This is a genomic window from Micromonospora yongxingensis (assembly GCF_052601155.1).
In genome coordinates, this window is record NZ_JBQXEO010000001.1 from 214,095 (window position 1) to 236,047 (window position 21,953).

At 72.4% G+C, this 21,953-nt stretch carries 19 protein-coding genes and 1 tRNA gene; 13 read left to right on the forward strand and 7 right to left on the reverse strand.

What is annotated here, in order from left to right; genetic code table 11:
- The first annotated feature begins 202 nt into the window (after positions 1 to 202).
- The gene (locus tag ACTWLT_RS00985) at positions 203 to 1,912 is read left to right on the forward strand and encodes a S8 family serine peptidase (RefSeq protein WP_445316754.1); all 1,710 of its coding nucleotides are present in this window, start codon (positions 203 to 205) and stop codon (positions 1,910 to 1,912) included.
- Positions 1,913 to 2,077: 165 nt separating this feature from the next.
- On the opposite strand, the gene ACTWLT_RS00990 is transcribed toward ACTWLT_RS00985, so the two are convergent.
- Complete coding sequence (locus ACTWLT_RS00990; protein WP_445316755.1) at positions 2,078 to 2,992, reverse strand: hypothetical protein; 915 nt, start codon at positions 2,990 to 2,992, stop codon at positions 2,078 to 2,080.
- Between the two features lie 248 nt (positions 2,993 to 3,240).
- Complete coding sequence (locus ACTWLT_RS00995) at positions 3,241 to 3,951, reverse strand: IclR family transcriptional regulator (RefSeq protein WP_374558488.1); 711 nt, start codon at positions 3,949 to 3,951, stop codon at positions 3,241 to 3,243.
- Positions 3,952 to 4,014: 63 nt separating this feature from the next.
- Between ACTWLT_RS00995 and cysS the strand changes: the two genes are divergently transcribed.
- Positions 4,015 to 5,430 (forward strand): cysteine--tRNA ligase, encoded by a 1,416-nt coding sequence (gene cysS / locus ACTWLT_RS01000; protein WP_445316756.1) that lies wholly within the window; start codon positions 4,015 to 4,017, stop codon positions 5,428 to 5,430.
- A complete protein-coding gene (gene rlmB, locus ACTWLT_RS01005; RefSeq protein WP_445316757.1) occupies positions 5,430 to 6,563 on the forward strand; it encodes a 23S rRNA (guanosine(2251)-2'-O)-methyltransferase RlmB in 1,134 nt (377 codons plus the stop codon). Before cysS ends, rlmB begins: the two co-directional genes overlap by 1 nt.
- A gap of 133 nt (positions 6,564 to 6,696) precedes the next feature.
- Here the strand turns inward: rlmB and ACTWLT_RS01010 are convergent, their stop codons facing one another.
- Complete coding sequence (locus tag ACTWLT_RS01010) at positions 6,697 to 7,788, reverse strand: ABC transporter ATP-binding protein (RefSeq protein WP_252417275.1); 1,092 nt, start codon at positions 7,786 to 7,788, stop codon at positions 6,697 to 6,699.
- A gap of 355 nt (positions 7,789 to 8,143) precedes the next feature.
- Between ACTWLT_RS01010 and ACTWLT_RS01015 the strand changes: the two genes are divergently transcribed.
- From ACTWLT_RS01015 to ACTWLT_RS01045, 7 genes are all read left to right on the forward strand, one after another.
- A tRNA-Thr gene (locus tag ACTWLT_RS01015) sits at positions 8,144 to 8,220 on the forward strand.
- A gap of 229 nt (positions 8,221 to 8,449) precedes the next feature.
- The gene (locus ACTWLT_RS01020) at positions 8,450 to 9,067 is read left to right on the forward strand and encodes a TMEM175 family protein (RefSeq protein WP_252417274.1); all 618 of its coding nucleotides are present in this window, start codon (positions 8,450 to 8,452) and stop codon (positions 9,065 to 9,067) included.
- A gap of 139 nt (positions 9,068 to 9,206) precedes the next feature.
- Positions 9,207 to 10,262 carry a hypothetical protein gene (locus tag ACTWLT_RS01025; RefSeq protein ID WP_445316758.1) on the forward strand — a complete coding sequence of 352 codons (1,056 nt, stop codon included), beginning with the start codon at positions 9,207 to 9,209 and terminating at the stop codon, positions 10,260 to 10,262.
- 121 nt (positions 10,263 to 10,383) lie between these two features.
- Positions 10,384 to 10,782 (forward strand): helix-turn-helix domain-containing protein, encoded by a 399-nt coding sequence (locus ACTWLT_RS01030; protein ID WP_252417272.1) that lies wholly within the window; start codon positions 10,384 to 10,386, stop codon positions 10,780 to 10,782.
- A 56-nt stretch (positions 10,783 to 10,838) separates the two neighbouring features.
- Entirely contained in the window at positions 10,839 to 11,258 is a 420-nt protein-coding gene (locus tag ACTWLT_RS01035; RefSeq protein WP_252417271.1) for a VOC family protein, read from the forward strand.
- 10 nt (positions 11,259 to 11,268) lie between these two features.
- Positions 11,269 to 11,934: a DUF998 domain-containing protein gene (locus ACTWLT_RS01040; protein WP_445316759.1), complete on the forward strand. Its 666-nt coding sequence runs from the start codon at positions 11,269 to 11,271 to the stop codon at positions 11,932 to 11,934.
- A 67-nt stretch (positions 11,935 to 12,001) separates the two neighbouring features.
- The gene (locus ACTWLT_RS01045; protein ID WP_445316760.1) at positions 12,002 to 12,640 is read left to right on the forward strand and encodes a histidine phosphatase family protein; all 639 of its coding nucleotides are present in this window, start codon (positions 12,002 to 12,004) and stop codon (positions 12,638 to 12,640) included.
- Positions 12,641 to 12,651: 11 nt separating this feature from the next.
- On the opposite strand, the gene ACTWLT_RS01050 is transcribed toward ACTWLT_RS01045, so the two are convergent.
- On the reverse strand, positions 12,652 to 13,176 hold the full coding sequence (locus ACTWLT_RS01050) for a protealysin inhibitor emfourin (protein WP_445316761.1): 525 nt from the start codon (positions 13,174 to 13,176) through the stop codon (positions 12,652 to 12,654).
- 195 nt (positions 13,177 to 13,371) lie between these two features.
- Here ACTWLT_RS01050 and ACTWLT_RS01055 point away from each other — a divergent pair, with 195 nt between their 5' ends.
- From ACTWLT_RS01055 to ACTWLT_RS01065, 3 genes are all read left to right on the forward strand, one after another.
- Positions 13,372 to 15,765, forward strand: coding sequence for a M4 family metallopeptidase (locus tag ACTWLT_RS01055; RefSeq protein WP_445316762.1), 2,394 nt, complete (start codon positions 13,372 to 13,374; stop codon positions 15,763 to 15,765).
- A gap of 135 nt (positions 15,766 to 15,900) precedes the next feature.
- Positions 15,901 to 16,674 carry an enoyl-CoA hydratase/isomerase family protein gene (locus ACTWLT_RS01060; RefSeq protein WP_445317035.1) on the forward strand — a complete coding sequence of 258 codons (774 nt, stop codon included), beginning with the start codon at positions 15,901 to 15,903 and terminating at the stop codon, positions 16,672 to 16,674.
- A gap of 96 nt (positions 16,675 to 16,770) precedes the next feature.
- A complete protein-coding gene (locus ACTWLT_RS01065) occupies positions 16,771 to 18,345 on the forward strand; it encodes a serine/threonine-protein kinase (RefSeq protein ID WP_445316763.1) in 1,575 nt (524 codons plus the stop codon).
- Positions 18,346 to 18,414: 69 nt separating this feature from the next.
- Here ACTWLT_RS01065 and ACTWLT_RS01070 read toward each other — a convergent pair whose 3' ends face one another.
- The 3 genes from ACTWLT_RS01070 to ACTWLT_RS01080 form a co-directional block, all read right to left on the reverse strand.
- Complete coding sequence (locus ACTWLT_RS01070) at positions 18,415 to 18,858, reverse strand: HNH endonuclease (protein ID WP_252417264.1); 444 nt, start codon at positions 18,856 to 18,858, stop codon at positions 18,415 to 18,417.
- Positions 18,859 to 19,084: 226 nt separating this feature from the next.
- Positions 19,085 to 20,296, reverse strand: coding sequence for a hypothetical protein (locus ACTWLT_RS01075; protein WP_445316764.1), 1,212 nt, complete (start codon positions 20,294 to 20,296; stop codon positions 19,085 to 19,087).
- A gap of 66 nt (positions 20,297 to 20,362) precedes the next feature.
- On the reverse strand, positions 20,363 to 21,925 hold the full coding sequence (locus tag ACTWLT_RS01080) for an FAD-dependent oxidoreductase (protein WP_445316765.1): 1,563 nt from the start codon (positions 21,923 to 21,925) through the stop codon (positions 20,363 to 20,365).
- Between the last annotated feature and the right edge of the window lie 28 nt (positions 21,926 to 21,953).

Consider the following 21,953-nt stretch of genomic DNA (forward strand, 5'->3'; position numbering starts at 1 on the left):
CTGGCCGACCTGCCCGCGATGCCGGCTGACCGGCCGGCGGTACGGACCGATCTGCCCGGGGTTCGCGCCGACCCGGACGGGGCTCGCGTCGATCCGGGTGGATGAAGGAGAGATTCATCGCCATAACGGACGCTGACGTGGCGAAAACCGGTCGGGTGCTGTGTGATGGCTGCCACGTCCCTCAACGAGAGGATCCGATGTGGTGAGCAAGCGCTTCACCGCCGGTGCCGTCGCGACCGCGGCTGTGCTGGCACTTACGGCTGCGGGCTTGGGTGTACCGGCCAGCGCCGCGCCGACCAGCTTTCGAACCTTCACCGTCGTCGCCGAGGACGGCGTCGCCGCCGACGCGGCGGTGGCCGCCATCCGTGCCGCCGGCGGCACGGTGGTGACCCGGTCCGACGAGGTCGGCATGTTCCAGGTGACCAGTGACCGGGCCGACTTCGCGGCCAGGGCCACGGCCGCCCCGGCCCTGATCGGCGCCGCCGAGCAGAAGGCCATCGGCCGCAAGCCGAAGCTGGACCGGGTCGAGCAGGAGCAGGTGCTGGCCAACACGGCCCCCGCCGGTGCCGCCGCCAAGAAGGGCGCCAAGCTCGACCCGCTCGACGAGAAGCTCTGGGGCCTGGAGATGATCCGGGCCGACCAGGCCCGCAAGATCGAGCCCGGTGACCGCCGGGTGACCGTCGGCGTGCTGGACACCGGCGTCGACGCCAGCAACCCGGACATCGCGCCGAACTTCAACTGGTCGCTGTCGCGCAACTTCGCGCCCGACATGACCGATGTGGACGGCCCGTGTGAGGTGCCGAGCTGCCTCGACGCGGTGGGCACCGACGACGGTGGGCACGGCACCCACGTGGCGGGCACCATCGGCGCCGCGGCCAACGGTCTCGGCCTCTCCGGCGTCGCCCCGAACGTCTCCCTGGTCGAGCTGAAGGGCGGCCAGGACTCCGGCTACTTCTTCCTCAACCCGGTCGTCAACGCTCTGCTCTACGCCGGCCGGTCCGGGATCGACGTGGTCAACATGTCGTTCTACGTCGACCCGTGGCTCTACAACTGCACCGCCAACCCGGCCGACTCCCCGACGAGCCAGGCCGAGCAGCGGGCCATCATCAAGGCGATGAAGCGCGCGCTGACCTTCGCCCACAACAAGGGCGTCACCCTGGTCGGCGCGCTCGGCAACAACAACGAGGACCTGGGCGCCCCGCGCACGGACACCACCAGTCCGGACTACGGCGCCGCCCCGTACGACCGGCCGATCGACAACAACAGCTGCTGGGACCTGCCCGCAGAGGGTCCGCACGTGATCGGCGTGTCGTCGGTCGGTCCGTCCGGCAAGAAGGCGGACTTCTCCAACTACGGCACCGAGCAGATCTCGGTCGCCGCGCCGGGTGGCTTCGCCCGGGACGGCTTCGGGACCCCGTCGTACAACAGCCCGGGCAACCGGATCCTCTCCACCTACCCGCTGAAGGTGCTCCAGGAGGAGCCGATCTCCGCCACCATCCCGGACCCCCGGGTGGACGCCAACGGCAACATCGACCCGCGGGTGGCCACGCTCGTCTTCAAGCAGTGCAAGGCCAACGGTGAGTGCGGCTACTACACCTACCTCCAGGGCACCTCGATGGCGTCCCCGCACGCCGCCGGTGTGGCCGCGCTGATCGTCAGCCGGTTCGGCAAGGCGGAGCGCCGGGGTGGCTTCGGGATGTCGCCGGACCTGGTCGAGCAGCACCTCTACCGGACGGCGGCCGAGCACGCCTGCCCGGAGCCGCGGCTGCAGCAGTACCGCAATGAGGGCCGGGACGAGACCTACGACGCCTACTGCGCCGGTGGGGTCAACTTCAACGGCTTCTACGGCTACGGGATCGTCGACGCCTACGCGGCGGTGAAGACCCCGCTCAAGCCGAACGCCCAGCCGTAAGGCAGCACGTCGGGGCCCGGTCGACCACGTCGGCCGGGCCCCGACGTCGTCTCCGCGTCTCGGCCGTGCGCCTTGATCGACTCGGGTTCCTTGATGGCGGGGTGTCACGGGCCTGCGGACCGCGCGATTTCCAGGAAGTTGAGTCGACCTTGTCAGTCGGGGCACTCACCGGCGCCAACCCCGACCGGCCAGCGCGCCGCGCACCTCGCGGAGCACCGCCGGGAACTCGGCGTGCAGGCGTCGGCTGGTCACGTGCAGCACCAGCCACCCGGCGCGGACGAGCAGGTTCAGCCGGTGGCGGTCGCGGTGCAGCTGATCAGCGTCGGATTGCCCGTCGTACTCCACCGCCACCCGATACTCGGGCCAGGCCAGGTCGGGATGCAGGACGACACCGTTGGCCAGCCGGACCGGATGCTGGACCACCGGCCGGGGCAGCCCGCCGAGCACCAGCCGAACCCGCAGCTGCGACTCCGGCGGCGACTGGGCGCCCGGGTCGGCCAGCTCGAAGACCCACCGTGCCCGCCGCCCGCCAGACCGGTGCATGTTGCGGGCGGCCACGCCGGCCAGGGTGTCGCGATCCGTCAGCCCCTGCCCCAGCAGCGCGTCGACGATCGTGACCGCGCGGACCGGCTCCAACCAGACGGCCGTCTCCCAGGCGGCCTGACCGGGATCCGAGCGGGGTATCACGTTTCCGACGCCTGCTGAGCACTCCGCTGCGACGTCGGGGAGCGGGGTGATGGCGTTGGCGTGCACGCGCAGGCCGCGTTGCGCGCCGATCCGCAGCGGGGATGGCACCAGGACGTGCACGTCGTCGGTGAAGGTGGCGGCGTGTTGGACGCCGTGCAGGTAGGCGGCTGACGGGCCCGCGACCACCACGCCGGGCGGCAGCCGCAGGAGGGCCGCGCGACAGGCGAGGGCGTGGTCCCGGTCGAGCCGTGCGTCGGCGTAGACGTCGTGGCGCAGTCGCACCCAGGCGGTGCTGCGCAGCTGGTGCTCGGTGAGCAGGTCGTCCCGGACAGCGTCGGAGCCGCGGAAGACCTGCCAGGCCAGAGTCTCGGGTCGGTACGGACGTGGCGGCATGCCCGGCAGCGTGCCGACCGCCGAGCGCCCCTCGAAACCCCTGTGGAAAACCGCGCCCAGGTGCCCGACCAGCCCCTGTGGACAAGCGCGGGCGTACTCGCGGATTGTGGTATGGCACGGGCCATGATCGACTCGCGATCCCGGAAGTCGGGCTGTCGCACGCAGCCGGACACCACGACGTCCGTGATCCCGAGGTGACCGAGCAGTGGGGCAGGGTGTCGAGCCGCGCCTCGGTGAGGTGGTGGGGGTCAGCGGAGGGCGACGGCGACGGCCGTGGCGGCGGCCAGCACCTGGGGGCCGACCGTGTCGACGTCCAGCGGCGCGAGCGCGACCACTCCGACGCTGGCCTCCAGCCCGGGCACACCGAGCACCGGCGCGGCCACCCCGTACGCCCCGGACTGCAACTCACCACTGCTGCTCACCGGCTCCGCCACCCCGGCTCGGCCGGCCAGGATGGCCCGACCGGCAGCGCCCCGGTCCAGCGGATGCCGCGCCCCGGTCCGGTACGCGACGTGGAACGACGTCCAACTCGGCTCGACCACGGCCAGGGCGATGCCCTCGCCGCCCTCCACCACGGTCAGGTGTGCGGTGGCGCCGGCCTGCTCGGCGAGCCGGCGCAGCGCGGGCAGCGCCCCCTCGGCGAGCAGCGGCTGGGCGCGCCGGGCCAGGTGCAGCACCCCGGCACCGAGGCGCAGCCGCCCGTCGCCGTCGCGGCGCAGCATGCCGTGCCCGGTCAGCGGGCCGACCAGCCGGTAGACGGCTGCCCTGCCGATGCCGAGCCGGTTCGCCACCTCGGTGACCGTCAGCCCGCCCGGCGCGTCGGCGACCAGGTGCAGCAGTCGCAGCCCGCGATCCAGGGTCTGTGATGCCTCCCCACCCCGTCCGCCAGCGTCGTCGGCCCGGCGGGCGCTGGCGCTGGGGCGGGCCGGCGGTTCGCCGGGGCGTGCGGTCGCATCCACGCCTGGCAGCGTACGACCCGGCACCGGCGGACTCGGACAGGCGCGGACGGCTACCCTTGTACGGTGACGCTACGCCTGTATGACACCGCCACCCGATCGGTGCGGGACTTCGTCCCGCGGGAAGCCGGCAAGGTGGGGGTCTACCTGTGTGGTCTCACCCTCCAGGCCCCGCCGCACATCGGTCACCTTCGCTCCGGTGTCAACTATGACGTGCTGCGTCGCTGGCTGCTGACCGTCGGCTACGAGGTCACCTTCATCCGCAACCTGACCGATATCGACGACAAGATCCTGGTCAAGGCGGGGGAGCAGGGCCGGCCGTTCTGGTCGATCGCGTACGCCAACGAGCTGATCCTCGCCGAGTCGTACCGGGCGCTGAACGTGCTGCCGCCCACCTACGAGCCGCGCGCCACCGGGCACATCCCCGAGATGCACGAGCTGATCACGAAGTTGATCGCCGACGGGCACGCCTACCCGGCCTCCGACGGCTCCGGAGACGTCTACTTCGACGTGGCCTCCTGGCCGGCGTACGGGTCGCTGTCGGGTCAGTCGCCCGACGCGATGCAGTCGGCCGGGGACGCCCCCGACCGCGGCAAGCGGGACCCGCGCGACTTCGCGCTCTGGAAGGGCGCCAAGCCGGGCGAGCCGGCGGACGCCTACTGGCCGTCGCCGTGGGGGTTGGGTCGCCCGGGCTGGCACATCGAGTGCTCGGCGATGTGCTGGCGCTACCTGGGTCCGGAGTTCGACATCCACGGCGGTGGGCTGGACCTGACGTTCCCGCACCACGAGAACGAGATCGCCCAGTCCCAGGCGGCCGGGCTGCCGTTCGCCCGCTACTGGGTGCACCACGGGCTGCTCAGCATCGGCGGGGCCAAGATGGGCAAGTCCGCCGGCAACGCCCTTGATCTGAGGTACGTGGATTCGCTCGGGGTGCGGCCGGTGGAGCTGCGCTACTACTACGCCGCCGCGCACTACCGCTCCGTGATCGACTACTCGGAGGACTCGCTGCGCGACGCGGCCACCGCGTACCGCCGGATCGAGGGTTTCGTGCTGCGGGCCGCCGAGCGGGTCGGTGCCGGGCACCTCGGCGAGCTGCCGGCCGGGTTCGCCGCGGCGATGGACGACGACCTCAACACCTCCGCCGCGCTGGCCGTGCTGCAACAGCAGCTCCGGGACGGCAACACCGCGCTGAGCACCGGCGACGATGTGACCGTCCGCACCACCCTGGCCTCTGTGCGGGCGATGCTGGATATCCTCGGCATCGACCCCCTCGACCCGGCCTGGACCGGTGGCGGCCGTACGGATGATCTGCGTGCCGTGGTGGACTCCCTGATCGCGCTGGCCCTGGAGCAGCGCGCGCAGGCCCGGGGCCGCAAGGACTGGGCCGCCGCCGACGCGGTACGCGACCAGCTCAAGCTGGCCGGCGTGGTGGTCGAGGACACCCCCCAGGGGCCCCGTTGGACTATTGGAGAGCAGGACTGATGGCCGGCAACTCGCAGCGCCGTGGCCGGCGACTGACGCCGAAGGCGGGCGCCCCCAAGGGCTCCGGCGGCAAGAACAAGGATTCCCTGGCCGGGCGGGGTCGCACCCTTCCCGCCGACGAGCGGCCCTGGCACAAGGGTTACTCGGGCACCGAGAAGCTGCCCCAGCGCACCGCCTGGAAGCAGGACAAGGAGCGTCGGGCGGCGGCCGAGGAGGGGCGTGCCCCGAAGATCGGCCAGCCGGGCAGCAAGGACACCACCTGGGGCAGGGGTGGCGGCCGGGGCGTTCCGGCCAACCGGGGTGGCAGCGCCGGCGGCCGCGGCGGCAAGCCCGGCGGCCGGTCGGGTCCCCGGGTTACCCCCGGGCGCAAGTCCAACCCGGCGAGGGACACGCCGGAGCTGCTGGTCGGGCGCAACCCGGTGCTGGAGGCGCTGCGCGCCCAGGTGCCGGCGACGGCGCTCTACACCGCCCAGGGCATCGACATGGACGACCGGATCAACGAGATCATCCGGACCGCCGCCGACCGGGGTATCGCCAACCTGGAGATCAGCCGGGCCGAGCTGGACCGGATGACCGGCGGGGTGCTGCACCAGGGCGTCGGGCTCCAGGTGCCGCCGTTCGCGTACCAGCCGTTCGAGGACATGGTCGCCGCGGCGGTGGAGCAGCAGGCTCCTCTGCTGGTGGCGCTGGACGGTGTCACCGACCCCCGCAACCTGGGCGCGGTCATCCGGTCGGCTGCCGCGTTCGGCGCGCAGGGTGTCTTCGTACCCGAGCGTCGGGCCGCCGGGATCACGGCGACCGCCTGGCGGACCAGCGCCGGCGCGGCCGCGCGGGTTCCGGTGGCGCAGGTCACCAACCTGACCCGGTCGCTGAGGGCGTGCCGGGACGCCGGGTTCACGGTCGTCGGCCTGGACGCCGACGGCGACACCGACCTCTACGACCTGGAGGCCGCGGTCGGCCCGTTGGTCGTGGTGGTCGGCTCGGAGGGGCGCGGGCTGTCCCGGCTGGTCGGCGAGACCTGCGACCTGACGGTCAGCATCCCGATGATCTCCGAGGTCGAGTCGCTCAACGCCAGCGTGGCCGCCGCGGTCGCCCTGGCCGAGGTCTCCCGTCGCCGCGCGGCGGAACTGTAACGACACGTCGACGAGGCCCCGTTCCCCACCGGTGGGGAACGGGGCCTCGTCGCGTCCGAGGGACCTGACCGGTCCCGGCAGACAGCGGGGGCGGCCCGCCGAAGCGGACCGCCCCCGTTGGTACGGCGTTACGTCAGATCCGGCTGCCGGTGGTGGCGTGGAAGACGTGGCTGCGGCCGGTGCGCGGCTTGACGAACACGGTGTCCCCCATGTTCGGCATCGAGCGCCGGTCGGTGCGGACGACGAAGCGCTCCGAGTTGCCACCCAGGGCGGCGTGGCCGTAGACGTTGGCGTCCGAGCCCAGGTCCTCGACCAGCTCGACGACGACCGGCATGCCGCCCTCGGTTGGGCTGACCAGGTCGCAGTCCTCCGGGCGGAAGCCCACGGTGACCTTGCCGTCGCCGCCCTCGGCCCGGGCCGCCGCGACCTGCTCGCGGGTCAGCGGGATCTGCAGCTCGGCGAACTCGGCGCCCTGCTCGTTCAGCGGGACGGTCTTGATGTTCATGGCGGGGGAGCCCATGAAGCCGGCGACGAAGACGTTGGCCGGGGTGTCGTAGAGCGCCCGCGGGGTGTCCACCTGCTGGAGGACACCGTCGAGCAGCACCGCGACCCGGTGACCCATGGTCATGGCCTCGACCTGGTCGTGCGTGACGTAGACCGTGGTGACGCCCAGCTTGGCCTGCAGCGAGGCGATCTGGGTACGGGTCTGCACGCGCAGCTTGGCGTCGAGGTTCGACAGCGGCTCGTCCATGAGGAAGACCTGCGGCTCGCGGACGATCGCCCGGCCCATCGCGACACGCTGACGCTGACCACCGGAGAGCGCCTTCGGCTTGCGGCTGAGGTACTCCTCCAGCTGGAGCAGCCCGGCTGCCTCCTTGACCCGCCGGTCGATCTCCGACTTGGAGGTCTTGCGCAGCTTGAGGGCGAACGCCATGTTCTCGTACACCGTCATGTGCGGGTAGAGGGCGTAGTTCTGGAAGACCATCGCGATGTCGCGGGCCTTCGGGGGCAGGTGGGTGACGTCGCGCTGGTCGATGTAGATCGAGCCGGCGTCCACGTCCTCCAGGCCGGCGAGCATCCGCAGGCTGGTGGACTTGCCACAACCGGAGGGGCCGACCAGGACGAGGAACTCGCCGTCGCCGATCTCGAGGTCCAGCTCGTTGACGGCGGGACGCTCTTGGCCCGGGTAGACCCGGGATGCCTTGGAATAGGTGACCGTAGCCATGGTGAAGCGCTTCCTTTCACCGGCAGGAACGTGCCGGACGATCCGAGTGAAGGAGCGACCGGCACGGTGGCCGTGCCGGTCAACGGCGGCCGGGTCGGTCGCGAGGGCGACCGCACCTGTCCTCCGTGTCACTGCACCGTAAACGGCTTTCCCCGCGCTGCCAAGGCAGGGGAGTATCAGAGGTGGCGCATTGCCTACACAATCCGGGCACTCGGGCACGGTCAGACATCAATCGACGTACGAGTAGACGGCGTGAGGCCGTAACGGGCGTCGGGTTGTTGACGTTTCCCATGCTCGGGAGGCCTCGCGAGCGGGATAACCGGACGTCAGTCGCTATGCTGACCTCGACGCACGCGCCCCTGTAGCTCAGCTGGCCAGAGCACTCGCCTTGTAAGCGAGATGTCGCCGGTTCGATCCCGGCCGGGGGCTCCAATTCCACCAGGCTTTTCCCGACGGGCACTGCCGTGAGTCGACCGGTTGACGCAACCGGGTCACGACAGCCGCCCATCAAGGCGGCCCGAGAGGGCCGCACGCGCCGCCGCCTGGGCGAGCCTCCGACACGCCGCCATCAGGGCGGGTGGGTTGCGGCGGCCGGGCCCGGCGGTACCTGGCCAGGGCTGAACCCCCGTGGCAAATCATGCCGTTGCGGTAGAACTGTGGAGTGAGCCGAACCCGGCTGGAGGTATTCAGCGATGCGGTCTTCGCAGTCGCGATCACGCTACTCGCGTTGAATCTGGCGGTGGCCGGCCCGGGTCATGGCCCGCTCCTGCATCAAGTCGCCGACCACTGGCCTGCATTTGTCGCCTACCTGATCAGCTTCGCCACGATCGGGCTGATCTGGATCAACCATCACGCCCTCGTCCAGAACGTCGTCGTGGTTGACCGGACCCTGGCCCTCCTCAACCTGGTCCTGCTGCTGTTCGTCGTCCTCATCCCGGTAGATACAGCGACGGTGGCCAAGTACCTCGCACTGGGCGGGCAGGACGCCCGGGTAGCGGTACTTCTGTATGCGGCTGCCTTCATGGGCATGGGGTTCAGCTTCGCCGGGATCTTCGAATGGACCCTGCGTTCCGGGCGGCTCAAGCAGCCGTTGCCGCAGCGGGCCCGTTGGAAGGCGCGGCTGCGATTCGGGGCAGCGTCGGTCCTGTATCTGGCCGCGATCGCCGTCGCGTTCGTCAGCCCGCCGGCGGCACTGGCCATCATCGGCGCCGTCCCCGTTTACTACATCTTCGAACGCCTCGAGGTGGTCGGCTCTCCAACAGCCGAGCGGCAGCAATGAGTCGCTGCCGAGCGAGGGCGTCCTTGTGCCGCTCATGATGATGCTCTTTGTCGCCATGCCGCGGGTCATTGCGGCAGCAACCGCGATCGATGGCCGGCCACTCCTATAGTGCCGGTATCACCGACCGCGAAGGAGTCGCATGAACCCGGTCGTCGCGATCATCGGGAGCGCCCAGGTGGACCGCGCCTACTCGCCCGCCGTGCGTGATCCGGAGGCTGCGGCGGCCGCGGCGGTGGAGCTGGGAGCGGAACTCGCCGCACAGGGGTGCCACATCGTCGTCTACTCCAGCGACCCGAGGTACCTGGAGTGCGACATCGTGCGGGGGTACGTGGGCTCCGGTCGGGCCGAGCGCGGTTCGATCCTGGTTCGCGGGCGGTACGGCAAGGACGTCGGCTTCGAGGAAGCCCACCAGAACCCGTCGGTCTTCACGGTCGTGCCCGAGTCGACCGACGACTGGGAGGTCGCCTTCTACCGGTCGTTGCTGACGGCCGACGCCCTGCTGTTGGTGGGCGGCGGGCGGTCCACGTTCATCGCCGGGCTCCTCGGCCTGTCCCGGCGGGTCCCGATCGCCCCGGTGGCGGCGTTCGGTGGTGGTGCCGAGAAGGTCTGGCACCGGCTCAACGGTGAGCGCAACGTCGCCACCGAAGAGGAGGTGGCGCTGCTGGCCCGGCCGTGGCAGCCGGGCGCCGCCCAGTCGATCGTCACAGCGCTCCGAACCCAGGTCGAGCGCCACCGGGTGCAGGAACAGGCCGCCCGACAGGCCGAGCGCACCACCCGTCGGCGCACGGTGGCCGGCCTGGTCACGGCGTTGGTCCTGCTCGTTCTCGCCGTCGCGACGATCCCTCTGGCCCATGCCGCGCCCACCGGCGGTTGGCAGGCCATCTCGGTGCTGGTGGCGGCTCCGCTGCTGGCGTCGGCCTGGGGGGCCGTCGTCCGCAACGCCTACGACGGCAGCGGCAACTGGCTGCGAGCGGCGGCGGTGGGTTCGGCGGCCGGCGTCATCGCGTTCCTCCTGTTCGTCGCGGCCCAGCTCTCCACCAACCCGGATCTGCTGGCCGACGGCAGCGCGCGGCAGCTCGTGTTCTTCGTGTTGGCCATCGGATTCATCGGTGGCTTCACGTCCGAGACCGTGTACGGGAAGTTGCGGGCACAGGACGTCACCCAGACGTCGGTCCTGCCCCCGTCCGGCGGCTGACCAGCCCCCGGACCGCGGGCGAGCGGCGGCGGCGGGCACCGGCCGTATGCTGGGCGGCAGCACGAGCGCGGGCACCCGCCCGCGACGGTGTCGTCCAGCGGATCGGGTGTGACGCGAGCTGATGAGTCGCGCGGTGGAGGAGTCGAACCGGGCGATGCTGCGTGCCCGCGACGCGATGGACCGCGCGTACGCCGAGCCGCTGGACATTCCGGCGCTGGCCCGGATCGCCCATGTCTCCGAGGCGCACTTCATCCGGACCTTCCGGGCCACCTTCGGTGAGACCCCGCACCGCTACCTGCAACGTCGACGGGTCGAGCGGGCCATGTCGCTGCTGGTGGAGACCCGGCGGGACGTCACCGACATCTGCTTCGCGGTCGGCTTCAGCAGCCTCGGCACGTTCAGCCGGACGTTCCGGCAGATCGTCGGCGAGTCACCCTCGGACTTCCGTCGGCGCGGGACGCCGACCAACGTGCCGTCCTGTTTCACCAAAGCCTGGACCCGACCCAGCAGTTTTGGATAGCAACAGGTCAGTTTTGGATAAGCAGCAGGTCAGAGGCCACGTCTAGCGTGACTGCCATGACGATGAACGCGATCAGCCGCTCTCAGATCTACGTCCTCGACCAGGACGAGGCGCTCGACTTCTACGTGAACAAGCTCGGCATGGAACTCAACACCGACCAGGACCTCGGCTTCATGCGGTGGCTGACGGTCAACCTGCCCGGCGACCCGGAGCGCGAGATCCTGTTGGAGAAGCCGGGCCCGCCGGCGATGGACCCGGCCACCGCGGCGACGGTCCGGGAGTTGCTCACCAAGGGGGCGCTGGGCGGCTCCCTCTTCATGACCACCGACGACGCCCACAAGACGTACGAGGAGCTGGTGGCCAGGGGGGTCGAGATCACCGACGAGCCGACCGAGCGCCCGTACGGGATCGACTTCGGCATCCGGGACCCGTTCGGCAACCGGATCCGCATCGGCCAGATGTTCCCCAGGGCCTGAGGGACCACCGATGAGCCAGGCGGTTCCGTTTCCCGGGGTCCGACCGGCCGTCGCCGGCCTGGACCGTGCGCTGCTGGCCGGCGGCGTGCTCGCCGGTCCGATCTTCGTCGGCTCGGCGCTGCTCCAGGGGCTGACCAGGGACGGCTTCGACTTCCGGCGGCATCCGGCCAGCGTGTTGAGCACCGGTGAGCTGGGCTGGATTCAGATCACCACGTTCCTGGTCACCGGAGTGCTCTGCGTGCTGGCCGCCGGGGCGCTCCGGCGCTCCACCGACACCGGTTCGGCGTGGGTGCCCCGGCTGCTCGTCCTGTACGGGCTGGGCCTGGTGGGTGCGGCGATCTTCAGCGCCGACCCGGCCGACGGGTTCCCCGTCGGCACGCCCCGGGGCGCCGGCCAGATCAGCTGGCACGGCGGCCTGCACTTCCTGGTGGCGGCGGTCGCCTTCGTCTCGCTGATCGTGGCGACGGTGGTCGCCGGCCGCCGGGCCGCGCGGTGTGGGGCGCGAGGTCGGGCCGGGTTCAGCCTGGCGACCGGGGCCTTCTTCGCGGTGGCCTGGGTGGCGCTGATGGTCCGCCCGGCTCCGGCCGTCATGGTGGCGTTCGGCCTGGCGGTGACGGTCGGTTGGCTGTGGGTGTCGGTCACCTTCGCACAGGCGGCGTCCGGCCGGGTGGACTGAGCCGGCTGCCGTCAGACCGGGAGGCGCGGGGTCGACTCCGCGCCTCCCGTGTGCTGGGCTGAGGGACATGATCACCCGGTTGCTGTATCTGGCCCGGCACGGCGAGCAGGAGGACGCGGCGACCGAGTCGCCGGAGGCCGGCCTGTCGGAGCGGGGTCGGCGGCAGGCCAGGCTTCTCGGCGAGCGGCTGCGGGGCCGGCCGTTCACCGCCGTGCACCACGGGCCGCTGCGCCGGGCCGCGGAGACCGCCGAGCTGGTCGCCGCGTCACTGCCCGGCGTTCCGGTGTACGCCACGGCGCTGGCCGGTGATCACCTCCCCCACGACACGGAGCCCGCCGGCCTGCCTCCGGCGTACGCCCATTTCCTGGCCCAGTTCTCGTCGGCCGAACGGGTCGACGGGCCACGGGTGACGGCGGAGGCGGTACGGCGGTTCGCCGGCCCGGTGGCCGCGGAAGCCGGGGGCGTGGCTGCTGCCGAGCCGGTTCGTGAGCTGGTCGTGACACACAGCTTCCTGATCGCCTGGCTGATCCGGCACGCCCTCGACGCGCCGGAGCGGCGGTGGCTGGGTTTGAACCAGCACAACGCGGGGCTGACCGTCATCCGGTACGGCCCGGCCGGCCCGCCGAACCTGGTCGCCGTCAACGACGTGGCGCACCTGCCGCCGGAGCTGCGCGGCACCGGCCTGTCCCCGGACTACCTGGTCTGAGCCCCGGGCGGTCAGCCGGTGGCCCGGAGCAGTAGCTCGACCAGCGCCCGGGTGGCCGGTGGCGGGGCGGGGTCGGCGGGGCAGTCGACGTACCCGGTCTCGACGGTGCCGACGGTCAGTCGGTAGCTGAACGCGTCCGCGCAGCCGGTCGACGCGGTCGGGCGGCGGGCCTCGGCGGTCAGCCGGGGATCGGCGGCCAGTCCCCGCAGCCGACCGAGGTCCGCGGGGTCGAGCCGGCCGGTCCGTCGGCTGCCGGCCCGGTCCACCATCGTCCACCGGCCGTCGGGTTCGACGGTGACGGCGTCGCCGCGGCCGGCGAACCCACCGGAGCGGAACAGCATGACGCGCCCGGTTGCGCCGTCGGTGGCCGTGGGTCCGGTCGGGGCGGGGGCGCCCGGGGTGGTGGGCACCGTGGTCGGCAGCGGTGTGGGGGCGGTCGAGGTCGGGCCGGCGGTTGCGGGGGGTCGGTCCGGGCTGCTGTCGGCCGGGTCGGCGGCGGTGCAGCCGGCCAGGGCGGCGGCCAGGAGGGCGATCATGACGCCGGTCGTCGAGGCGGGTCTCATGCCGCTCGGACGCGCGGCTCGTTTCGTCGGTTCCCTTGTCACACCCCTCATCCGAACGGTCACTGTCGATGTCTGCAAGCGGTCCAAGGCTTCTCTTTTCCTCAACACATAGTTATATCTACATACGTGACTACCCCCGTCACAATCTTTCTCCTTTCAGGAGGGCACGTGAAACGACCACTCGCCGCCGTCAGCGCAGCGCTGCTCACCAGCGGCCTGCTGACCTGCGTCGCCACCTCGGCGCATGCGGCACCACCCACCGCTCCCGCGCCGGACGCCTCCGCCGCGGCCCGGGCGGCGACCGTCCTGCGAGCGAACCCCGGCGCCGTCCAGGGTTCCAGCGCGGAGTCCTACCAGGTGCACAGCACCAGGGTGGATGCCACCGGCGCGGCGCACACCCGCTACACCCGGACCTACCAGGGCCTGCGGGTGTACGGCGGTGACTTCGTCATCCACACCACGCCCAGCGGCACCTACGCCGGCAGCTCCGTCGGCCTGGCCGCGCCGCTGACCCTGGGCACCACGGCCAAGGTCGCCGCCGCGGCGGCGAAGAAGACCGCCCGCGCAGGGTTCACCGGCACGGTCGAGGCCGTCGGCGCCCCGGAACTGTTCGTCGACGCCAGCTCCGGCCAGGGCCGGCTGGCCTGGGAGACCGTGGTCAGCGGTTGGCAGCCCGACGGGCAGACCCCGTCCCGGCTGCACGTGATCACCGACGCCACCACCGGCGCGGCCGTGGGGTCGTACGATGAGATCGAGGCGGTGAACGGCACCGGCAACAGCATCTACTCCGGCGCGGTCACGGTCGACACGACGCTCTCCGGCAGCACGTACCACATGGTCGACCCGTCGCACGGCAACGGCTCGACCTGCGACATGAACAACGGCACGTCGAGCTGCACCACCTTCACCGACGCGGACAACACCTGGGGCACCGGCGCCACCTCCAACCGGCAGTCCGCCGCGGTGGACGCGCACTTCGGCGCCGCCAAGACCTTCGACTACTTCAAGAACACGCACGCCCGCAACGGCATCTTCGGCAACGGCACCGGCGTGCCGAGCCGGGTGCACTACGGCAACAACTACGTCAACGCCTTCTGGGACGGCTCCCGGATGACCTACGGCGACGGCTCGGGCAACTCCCGCCCGCTGGTCTCGCTCGACGTGGCCGCGCACGAGATGAGCCACGGCGTGACCGAGAACGTGGTCCCCGGCGGCCTGACCTACTCCGGTGAGTCCGGCGGCCTCAACGAGGCCACCAGCGACATCTTCGGCAACATGGTCGAGTTCTACGCCAACACCTCGGCCGACCCGGGTGACTACCAGGTCGGCGAGAAGATCAACATCAACGGCAACGGCACGCCGCTGCGCTACATGTACAACCCGTCGCTGGACGGCTCGTCCGACACCTGCTGGTCCACCAGCACCAAGAACAAGGACGTGCACTACTCCTCCGGAGTCGCCAACCACTTCTACTTCAACCTCGCCGAGGGCACCGGCGCCACCGCGTACGGCACCTCGCCGCTCTGCGGCTCCGCACCGGCGATGACCGGCATCGGCCGGGCCAAGGCGGAGAGGATCTGGTTCCGGGCGCTGGACGTCTACTTCACGTCCAACACGTCGTACGTCAACACCAGCAACCCGGCGAACACCGCCCGGGCCTACAGCCTGCGGGCCGCCACCGACCTGTACGGCAGCTGCTCCACCGAGTACCGGGCCGTGCAGGCGGCCTGGACCGCGGTGAACGTGGCCGGCAACGACGCACCCTGCTCGACCGGCAACGACTTCTCGGTGTCGCTCTCGCCGACCGCCGGCTCGGTGAACCCGGGCGGCTCGGCCTCCACCACCGTGGCCACCGCGACCACCAGCGGTTCGGCGCAGACGGTGACGTTCTCCGCGTCCGGCCTGCCGAGCGGGGCGAGCGCGGCGTTCAGCCCCGCCTCGGTGACCTCGGGCGGCTCGTCCACCCTCACCATCAGCACCTCGGCCGGCACCCCGCCCGGCACCTACTCGGTCACCGTGAACGGCGCCGGGTCGGTCACCCGGAACGCGACGTACAAGCTGACCGTGAACGGCACCGGGGGCGGCTGCACCGCGCCCGGCCAGAAGCTCGCCAACCCGGGCTTCGAGTCCGGCGCGACCGGCTGGACGGCCAGCTCCGGCGTGATCACCAACTCCAGCGGCCAGGCCGCCCGCACCGGGTCGTACAAGGCGTGGCTGAACGGGTACGGCACCACCCGCACCGACACGCTCGCCCAGTCGGTGAGCCTGCCGTCGGGCTGCTCGTCCTACACGGTCAGCTTCTGGCTGCACATCGACTCCGCCGAGACCACCACCAGCGTCGCGTACGACACGCTGCGCGTGCAGGTGCTGAACTCGGGCGGGACGGTGCTGGCCACGCTGGCGACCTACTCGAACCTGAACAAGGCCACCGGCTACAGCCAGAAGTCCTTCTCGCTGGCGGCGTACGCCGGCCAGAGCGTCAGCCTGAGGTTCACCGGCACCGAGGACTCCTCGCTTCAGACGTCCTTCGTGGTCGACGACACCGCGGTCACCGTCTCCTGACCTGACCGAGCGCCGACAGGACCTGGCGGCCACCCCTCGACGGTGGTCGCCGGGTCCGCGCCGTTATGGTCGCCGCACCGGCGCACGCCGCCGGCCGGCCAGATCGGCGGCGTCGGACAGGTGACGCGGAAAGGGGTGGACGTGTCGGACGCGGAGTTGACCGTCGAGGTAACCGGACCGGTGGCGACCGTGGTCATCCACAACCCGGCTCGGCGCAACGCCATGACGGCGGCGATGTGGCGCCAGCTCCCCGAGCTGCTCGACCGGTTGGAGCCCGACCCCGACATTCGCGCGCTGGTGCTCACCGGTTCGGGCGACGCCTTCTGCGCCGGCGCCGACCTGGGCGACCTGGCCGAGCTGCTGGACGCCGGTGACGCCAGCATCGCGGTGGCCGCCGAGGAGCGGCTGGCCGGCTTCAGCAAGCCGACCGTGGCGGTCATCCGGGGTGCCTGCGTCGGGGGTGGCTGCCAGCTCGCGGTCGCCTGCGACCTGCGGATCGCCGCCGACGACGCCCGGTTCGGCGTACCGCCGGCCCGGCTCGGGCTGGTCTACCCGGCGCCGACCACCCGCCGGCTGGCCCGGCTGGTCGGCCCGTCCGCCGCCAAGCACCTGCTGTTCACCGCCGAGTTGATCGACACCGGGCGAGCGCTCCGGATCGGCCTGGTCGACGAGGTGCTGCCCGGCGACAAGCTCGACGCGCGGGTGGACGACCTCACCGCGACGATCGCCCAGCGGTCGCCGCTGAGTGTCGCCGCCGCCAAGGAGATCGTCGACGACCGGGCCGGCCCGGCCCGGATCGCCTGGTGGCACCGGAAGGTGGCGACCAGCGGCGAGGCCCGGGAGGGGGTGGCGGCGATCGCCGAGCGGCGGCCGCCCCGCTTCGCCTGGCGGCCTCCGGCCGGCGACTGATCCAGTCGCGGACGACCTCGTCAGCGGGTGGTCCGTATCGGGTCGGTTCAATACCCGGTTGGCGCGTGACCGTGGTGGTGCGGCAGGCTGTCGGTCGTGCAGCGTGATCAGTTGCTTGCGGGCCGCTACCGGCTCCTGGAGCGCCTCGGCAGCGGCGGCATGTCCGCGGTCCACCGGGCGTACGACGAGGTGCTCGAACGGGATGTGGCGGTGAAGGTGCTCGTCGCCTCGGACGTCAACGCCAGGCAACGGATCCGGGCCGAGGCCAAGGCGGCGGCGCGGCTGTCGCACCCGCACGTCACCAGCGTCTACGACTACGGCGAGTCGTCGTTCAACGGCGCGCACGTTCCGTTCGTGGTGATGGAACTGCTCGGCGGCCACACCCTCGAACAGCGGCTGGCGACCGGGCCGCTGCCGCCCCGCGCGGGCCTGCGGGTCTGCGCCGAGGTGGCGGCCGCCCTGGCTGCCGCGCACGCCCGAGGGCTGGTGCACCGGGACATCAAACCGGGCAACGTGATGCTCACCCCCACCGGCGTCAAGGTGCTCGACTTCGGCATCGCGGCGGCCGTCGGCGATTCGGAGATCGACTTCGAGGGGCGGCTGCTGGGCACACCGGCCTACCTCGCGCCCGAACGGCTGGAAGCCGGCGACGTGCTGCCGGCCTGCGACGTGTACGCGCTCGGCCTGCTCCTGCACCGGGTGCTGACCGGCCGGCTGCCCCGGCGTACCGAGGCGACGACCGGGATGCCGAGCGCACACGCGCACGTCGAGCCGGACCCGCTGCCCGCGATCGACGGGGTGCCACCTGAGATCCAGCGGCTCTACCGCTGGTGCCTGGCTCACGACCCTGCCGACCGCCCGCCGGCCGCCGAGGCGGCCCGCATCCTGCTCACGGCGGGCGAGGCGGTCGCCGTCGCGAGCGGATCGACGGCGACCGGTGCCGAAGCGACCGGTGCCGAAGTGACCGGCGGCGCGCGTGAGCCGGCCCAGGTCCGGGCCGAGGCGGTTGCCGGCGTGGACGGACCGAGCCCGCCGCCCGGTGAGAACGCGGACGTGCCGACCACCCGGTCGGCCGGACCGGTGGGTGGTGCCGTGCGGCGGGAATCGTGGCGTCGACGGCGAGCCGTCCTGGCGGTCGGCGGCGCGGTGGTCGCCGCGGTGGCGATGGGCGGGTCACTCGGCGACCCCGGCGGCCGACGACAGGAATCGGGCGCGCCCCGCACCGGCACCGGGCCGGACGGCACGACCACGGTCGGGCTGCCACGTACCGCCGAGCAGATCGAACCCGCCGAGCCGATCGAGCCCGCCGTTCCCCGCCCGCCCGCCGTCGCGCCGACCGGCCCACCGACGGGTCCGGCGGGTACACGTTCCCCGAGTCCGGCCACCAGCACCTCCGCGCCGGCCCCGACCGGAGCCCCGCCGCCCGCTCCCACTCCCGGACCGGGCGTGCCGGTGGACGCCCGGGGCGGGACGGTGACCGTTCGCTGCCTCGGGGGGTCGGCCGAGGTCCTGGCGGTGACGCCCGCCGCCGGCTACCGGGCGGAGGCGTACGACCAGGGCCCGGCGAAACAGATCCGGGTCGAGTTGACCTCCGCCGAGCACCGCAGCGAGATCCGGGTGCACTGCGCCAACGGGCGCCCGAAGCCGAACGTCAAGGAGCGCACCGGTTGACCGGGGGGCCGGCGGGTGCCACGCCGGGGCGTACCCCGACGCGGCCCCCCGTTCCCGCCGGCCGGTCCGTCACCGCCCGGCCAGTGCCGCCCAGCCCGGGTTCACCGGCTCCCGGCGCAGCGGCATGCCCGCCTCGGCCGGCGTGCGGTCGCCCTTGCGCTGGTTGCAGCCGTAGCAGGCGGCGGTGGTGTTACGCCAGGTGTTCCGGCCGCCGCGCGAGCGGGGCAGGATGTGGTCGATGGTGGACGCCGAGCCGCCGCAGTAGGCGCAGCACCGGTCGTCGCGGCGCAACACCCCGGCCCGGGACCAGGCCGGCCCGGAGCTGAACCGCCACCGGGTGACCACGTAGCGGACGAGCCGCACCACCCGGGGCATCGGGAAGACCCCGATCACCTGGTCCGGCTCCGCCTCGTGGATCTCGGCCACCCGGCGGCAGAGCATCCGGACGGCGTGCTGAACGGTGACCCGGTGCAGCGGGCCGAGGTCGGCGTTGATGACGAGGACGGCGTCCACCGGGATCTCCCTCCAGAGCAGTGACGGACGAGTTGCTCCGGACAGCGAAGAGCCGCCCGGTCCGGCTGTCGGACGGGCGGCTCGGCGCGTACGGACACGCGTCAGTCGGGCCGGCCCGCCCGGGGACGTTCCGCTCGGCAACCGTCTCCGGGCAGCGCAGATGGCACGGTGGTGACGTGCGACATCGTCATGATCTGCTCCCGCGGCGGTGGTTGACCTTGCGCGCTCACGGTAGGTCCGCACCGGAGAGGTGGGCAACGTATTTCGATCGCCCGTCCGGCTCGTCCGGGCGGCGCTGACGGCTCCTCCGGGCGGTGGTTCCGGCCGTCTGCCGGGCGGTGGCCAGCGGGCGGTCCACCCGCACGGCCATCCGCGCGGCGAGTTCGCTGTCCAGCAGCGGCCGGTTGACCTCGCCGGCGACCGCCAGAGCGGGCCCGGAGACCGACCGCCAGATGGCGGCCAGCCCGGCACCGAGTCCCAGTAGGGCGACGGTGGCCCGGGTCGCCGGCGAGCCGGACGCCGCGGCGGCACTCACCCCGACCACCGCGAAGAGCACCACCAGCAGGGGCACCAGCACCGGCCAGAAGATGCCCCGGGCCGCCTGCGCCACCAACCGGCGGTCCCGGATGATCAGGTTGCGGGCGACCACCGCGTAGTCCTCCTCGTCGAGCAGGTCGCGCGGATGCAGGCCGCCGGTGAGGACGCCACGCCACAGGTCGCCCTGGTTGCGCAGCTCCCGGGCCAGCTCGGCGAGGACGGGTTCGGTCGGGTCGCCCCGGCCCGCCTTCTCCACGGCGGTCGCCCAGGTGGTCAGCGAGCGGCGCACCACCGCCGCGGAGTACGGCGGCAGGACGCTGGCCAGTTCCTCCAGCCACCGGCTGATCTCGATCTGCCGCCCGCCGAAGCGCCGCGCCAGTTGGGCGGCGTCACCGGACCGGACGGTGTCGGCCAGCGACCGGCCGAGCCGGTAGGCGAGACCCACCCGGTGGTTGGTGGCCATCGCCCAGCGCAGGACCTCCATGTTGAGGTCGTCGAGGGCGAGCAGCAGCGGGCCCGGGTCGGCGGGGCCGGGTCGGTCCAGGTCGGGTAGTCGTTCCCGGGAGGCCGAGGTGTCCGGCAGTGGCCCGGTGTGCCGGGTCAGCTCGGCGATCTGGCCCAGCGCGACGTCCACTCCGTCGAGGTACATCCGCATGCGCCGGGGCGCGGACATCTCGGTGAAGTTGGAGAGCTTGGCCGGTGGGCCGGGCGAACGGGCGTCGGCCGCCCGGCCGAGTTCGGCGTGCTGGCCGTGGTGGTACGCGTCCGCCATCCACCAGCCCAGCCGCAGGGCGGTGACGATGCAGGCGCGCTCGTCGCGGATCAGGGGGTACGCGTCGTCCCGGCCGATCTCCTCGACCGGTGGTCCGCTCTGCGCGCCGGCGCGGTGCAGTGGCGACATCTCCCGCTGCCTCCCGCCCGGTCGATCGACGGATGATCAACCGAGCGTACGGCAGCAGATTGTCCCTTATGGCAGTTTTGATGGTTTTTCGTGGTGAGGTCGGCCCCGCCCGGCGAGCAGGCCCCGAGGCCGGATCGAGCGCACCGGCTCGGCCGCGCCACCCTCGGCACGCAGGATGTGGTTCGCGGCGATGATGCCGGTCGCCGCGGAGCGTTCCATCAGGGCGCTCGGGAAGTCCGTGGCGATCCCGTCCCCGGCCAGGTAGAGGCCGCTCGCGTCGGTGCGTACCCCCGGTCGCCAGGCGTGGCTGCCCGGGGTGAACGCCGGTGCCTGCGCCTCCACCCGAGTCCGCAGCTCGCGCACCCGCAGGCCGGCGGCCTCCGGCCAGAGCGTCACCAGTTCGCGGCGCATCCGCTCGGCCAGCTCCTCCGGCGGCAACCCCGGCTCACAGGCGTACGCGTGCAACTCGACGACCGACCCGCCGTTCCGTCGCGCCCAGCGCCGTGGCTCGTTCTCCAGCCGGTGGTAGAGCGTCACCGAATCCAGCGTGGGCTGCCTCGACACCCCACTGAACACCGCCCGGTCGGCGGCCACGTCCCCGTCGCACCAGTACCGCGCCACCGCGTACGGCGGCCCGGGCGTGCCGAAGGCGGGCATCCGCGCGACCAGCTCCGGTGCGTGCTCGACCAGGTCGGGGGATGCCCCGACCAGCGCGGCGAGCGCCGGTGGATCGACGGCCAGCACCACGTGGCCAGCCGGGTGGCTGCCGCCGTCAGCGGTCGTCACCCGCCAGCCGTCGCCGTCACGGTGCACCCCGGTCGCGGCGGCCCCGGTGAGCACCGTGCCGCCGTGCTTCTCCACGTGCCGGGCCAGCGGCTCCCAGATGGCCGTGCCGTAGTCCTCGTCGGGGCAGTCGAAGGCCAGCCCCTCCGGGTTGCCGAGCAGGTAGAAGTGGAACTGGGCGACCATCTCGGCGGCCGACATCTCCGCCTCGTGGTTGAAGAACGAGTGTGAGAAGACCTCGAACAGCATCGCCCGGGCGCGGTCCGGCAGCCGCAGCGAGGCCAGCAGCTCGTCGGCGGTGCGGTCGTCCAGCTCGGCGTAGGTGCGGACCGGGTCGTAGGTGAGCAGCGGCAGCGCGGCGTCCCGGTCCATCGACCGCAGGTCCGCCAGGCGCAGGCTGGGGCTGCGCAGCAGCAGCGCGAGCAGGTTCGCCGGCGGTGCGGGCGGCAGCTTGCCGAACTCCTCGGTCGGCCACTGTTCACTGAGGATCGGGTAGCCGGGGATCGCCGTGAGGAAGCCCAGGTCGGGGTCGATCCGGCGCAGGATCGACCGCCAGTTGTAGTACTGCCGGAAGAACGCGTGGAAGCCGTGCTCGTTCTGCTGGGTGCCGTCGGCGAGGGTCTCCGGCCAGGCGCCCAGCCGGCCGCCGAGGGTGGGCGCGGCCTCCAGCACCGTCACCGCCACGCCGCGCTCGGCCAGCACCACGGCCGCCGACATGCCGGCGATGCCGCCACCCACCACCACCGCCGCGACCGGTCCCGGCACGCGGTCGGCGCCACCGCCGCCCGGGTCCACCTGGTGCTGGCGTACGCCGATGAGCCGCCCCACCACTTGCGACAGTGCCATGAGCATCTCCCCAGGACTGACGGAGTCT

Coding starts and splice junctions, on each gene's coding strand:
- ACTWLT_RS00990 (WP_445316755.1), bottom strand. CDS start 2,992: ATGCCGCCACGTCCGTACCGACCCGAGACTCTGGCCTGGCAGGTCTTC.
- rlmB (WP_445316757.1), top strand. CDS start 5,430: ATGGCCGGCAACTCGCAGCGCCGTGGCCGGCGACTGACGCCGAAGGCG.
- ACTWLT_RS01010 (WP_252417275.1), bottom strand. CDS start 7,788: ATGGCTACGGTCACCTATTCCAAGGCATCCCGGGTCTACCCGGGCCAA.
- ACTWLT_RS01025 (WP_445316758.1), top strand. CDS start 9,207: ATGAACCCGGTCGTCGCGATCATCGGGAGCGCCCAGGTGGACCGCGCC.
- ACTWLT_RS01030 (WP_252417272.1), top strand. CDS start 10,384: ATGAGTCGCGCGGTGGAGGAGTCGAACCGGGCGATGCTGCGTGCCCGC.
- ACTWLT_RS01035 (WP_252417271.1), top strand. CDS start 10,839: ATGACGATGAACGCGATCAGCCGCTCTCAGATCTACGTCCTCGACCAG.
- ACTWLT_RS01040 (WP_445316759.1), top strand. CDS start 11,269: ATGAGCCAGGCGGTTCCGTTTCCCGGGGTCCGACCGGCCGTCGCCGGC.
- ACTWLT_RS01045 (WP_445316760.1), top strand. CDS start 12,002: ATGATCACCCGGTTGCTGTATCTGGCCCGGCACGGCGAGCAGGAGGAC.
- ACTWLT_RS01050 (WP_445316761.1), bottom strand. CDS start 13,176: ATGATCGCCCTCCTGGCCGCCGCCCTGGCCGGCTGCACCGCCGCCGAC.
- ACTWLT_RS01075 (WP_445316764.1), bottom strand. CDS start 20,296: ATGTCGCCACTGCACCGCGCCGGCGCGCAGAGCGGACCACCGGTCGAG.
- ACTWLT_RS01080 (WP_445316765.1), bottom strand. CDS start 21,925: ATGGCACTGTCGCAAGTGGTGGGGCGGCTCATCGGCGTACGCCAGCAC.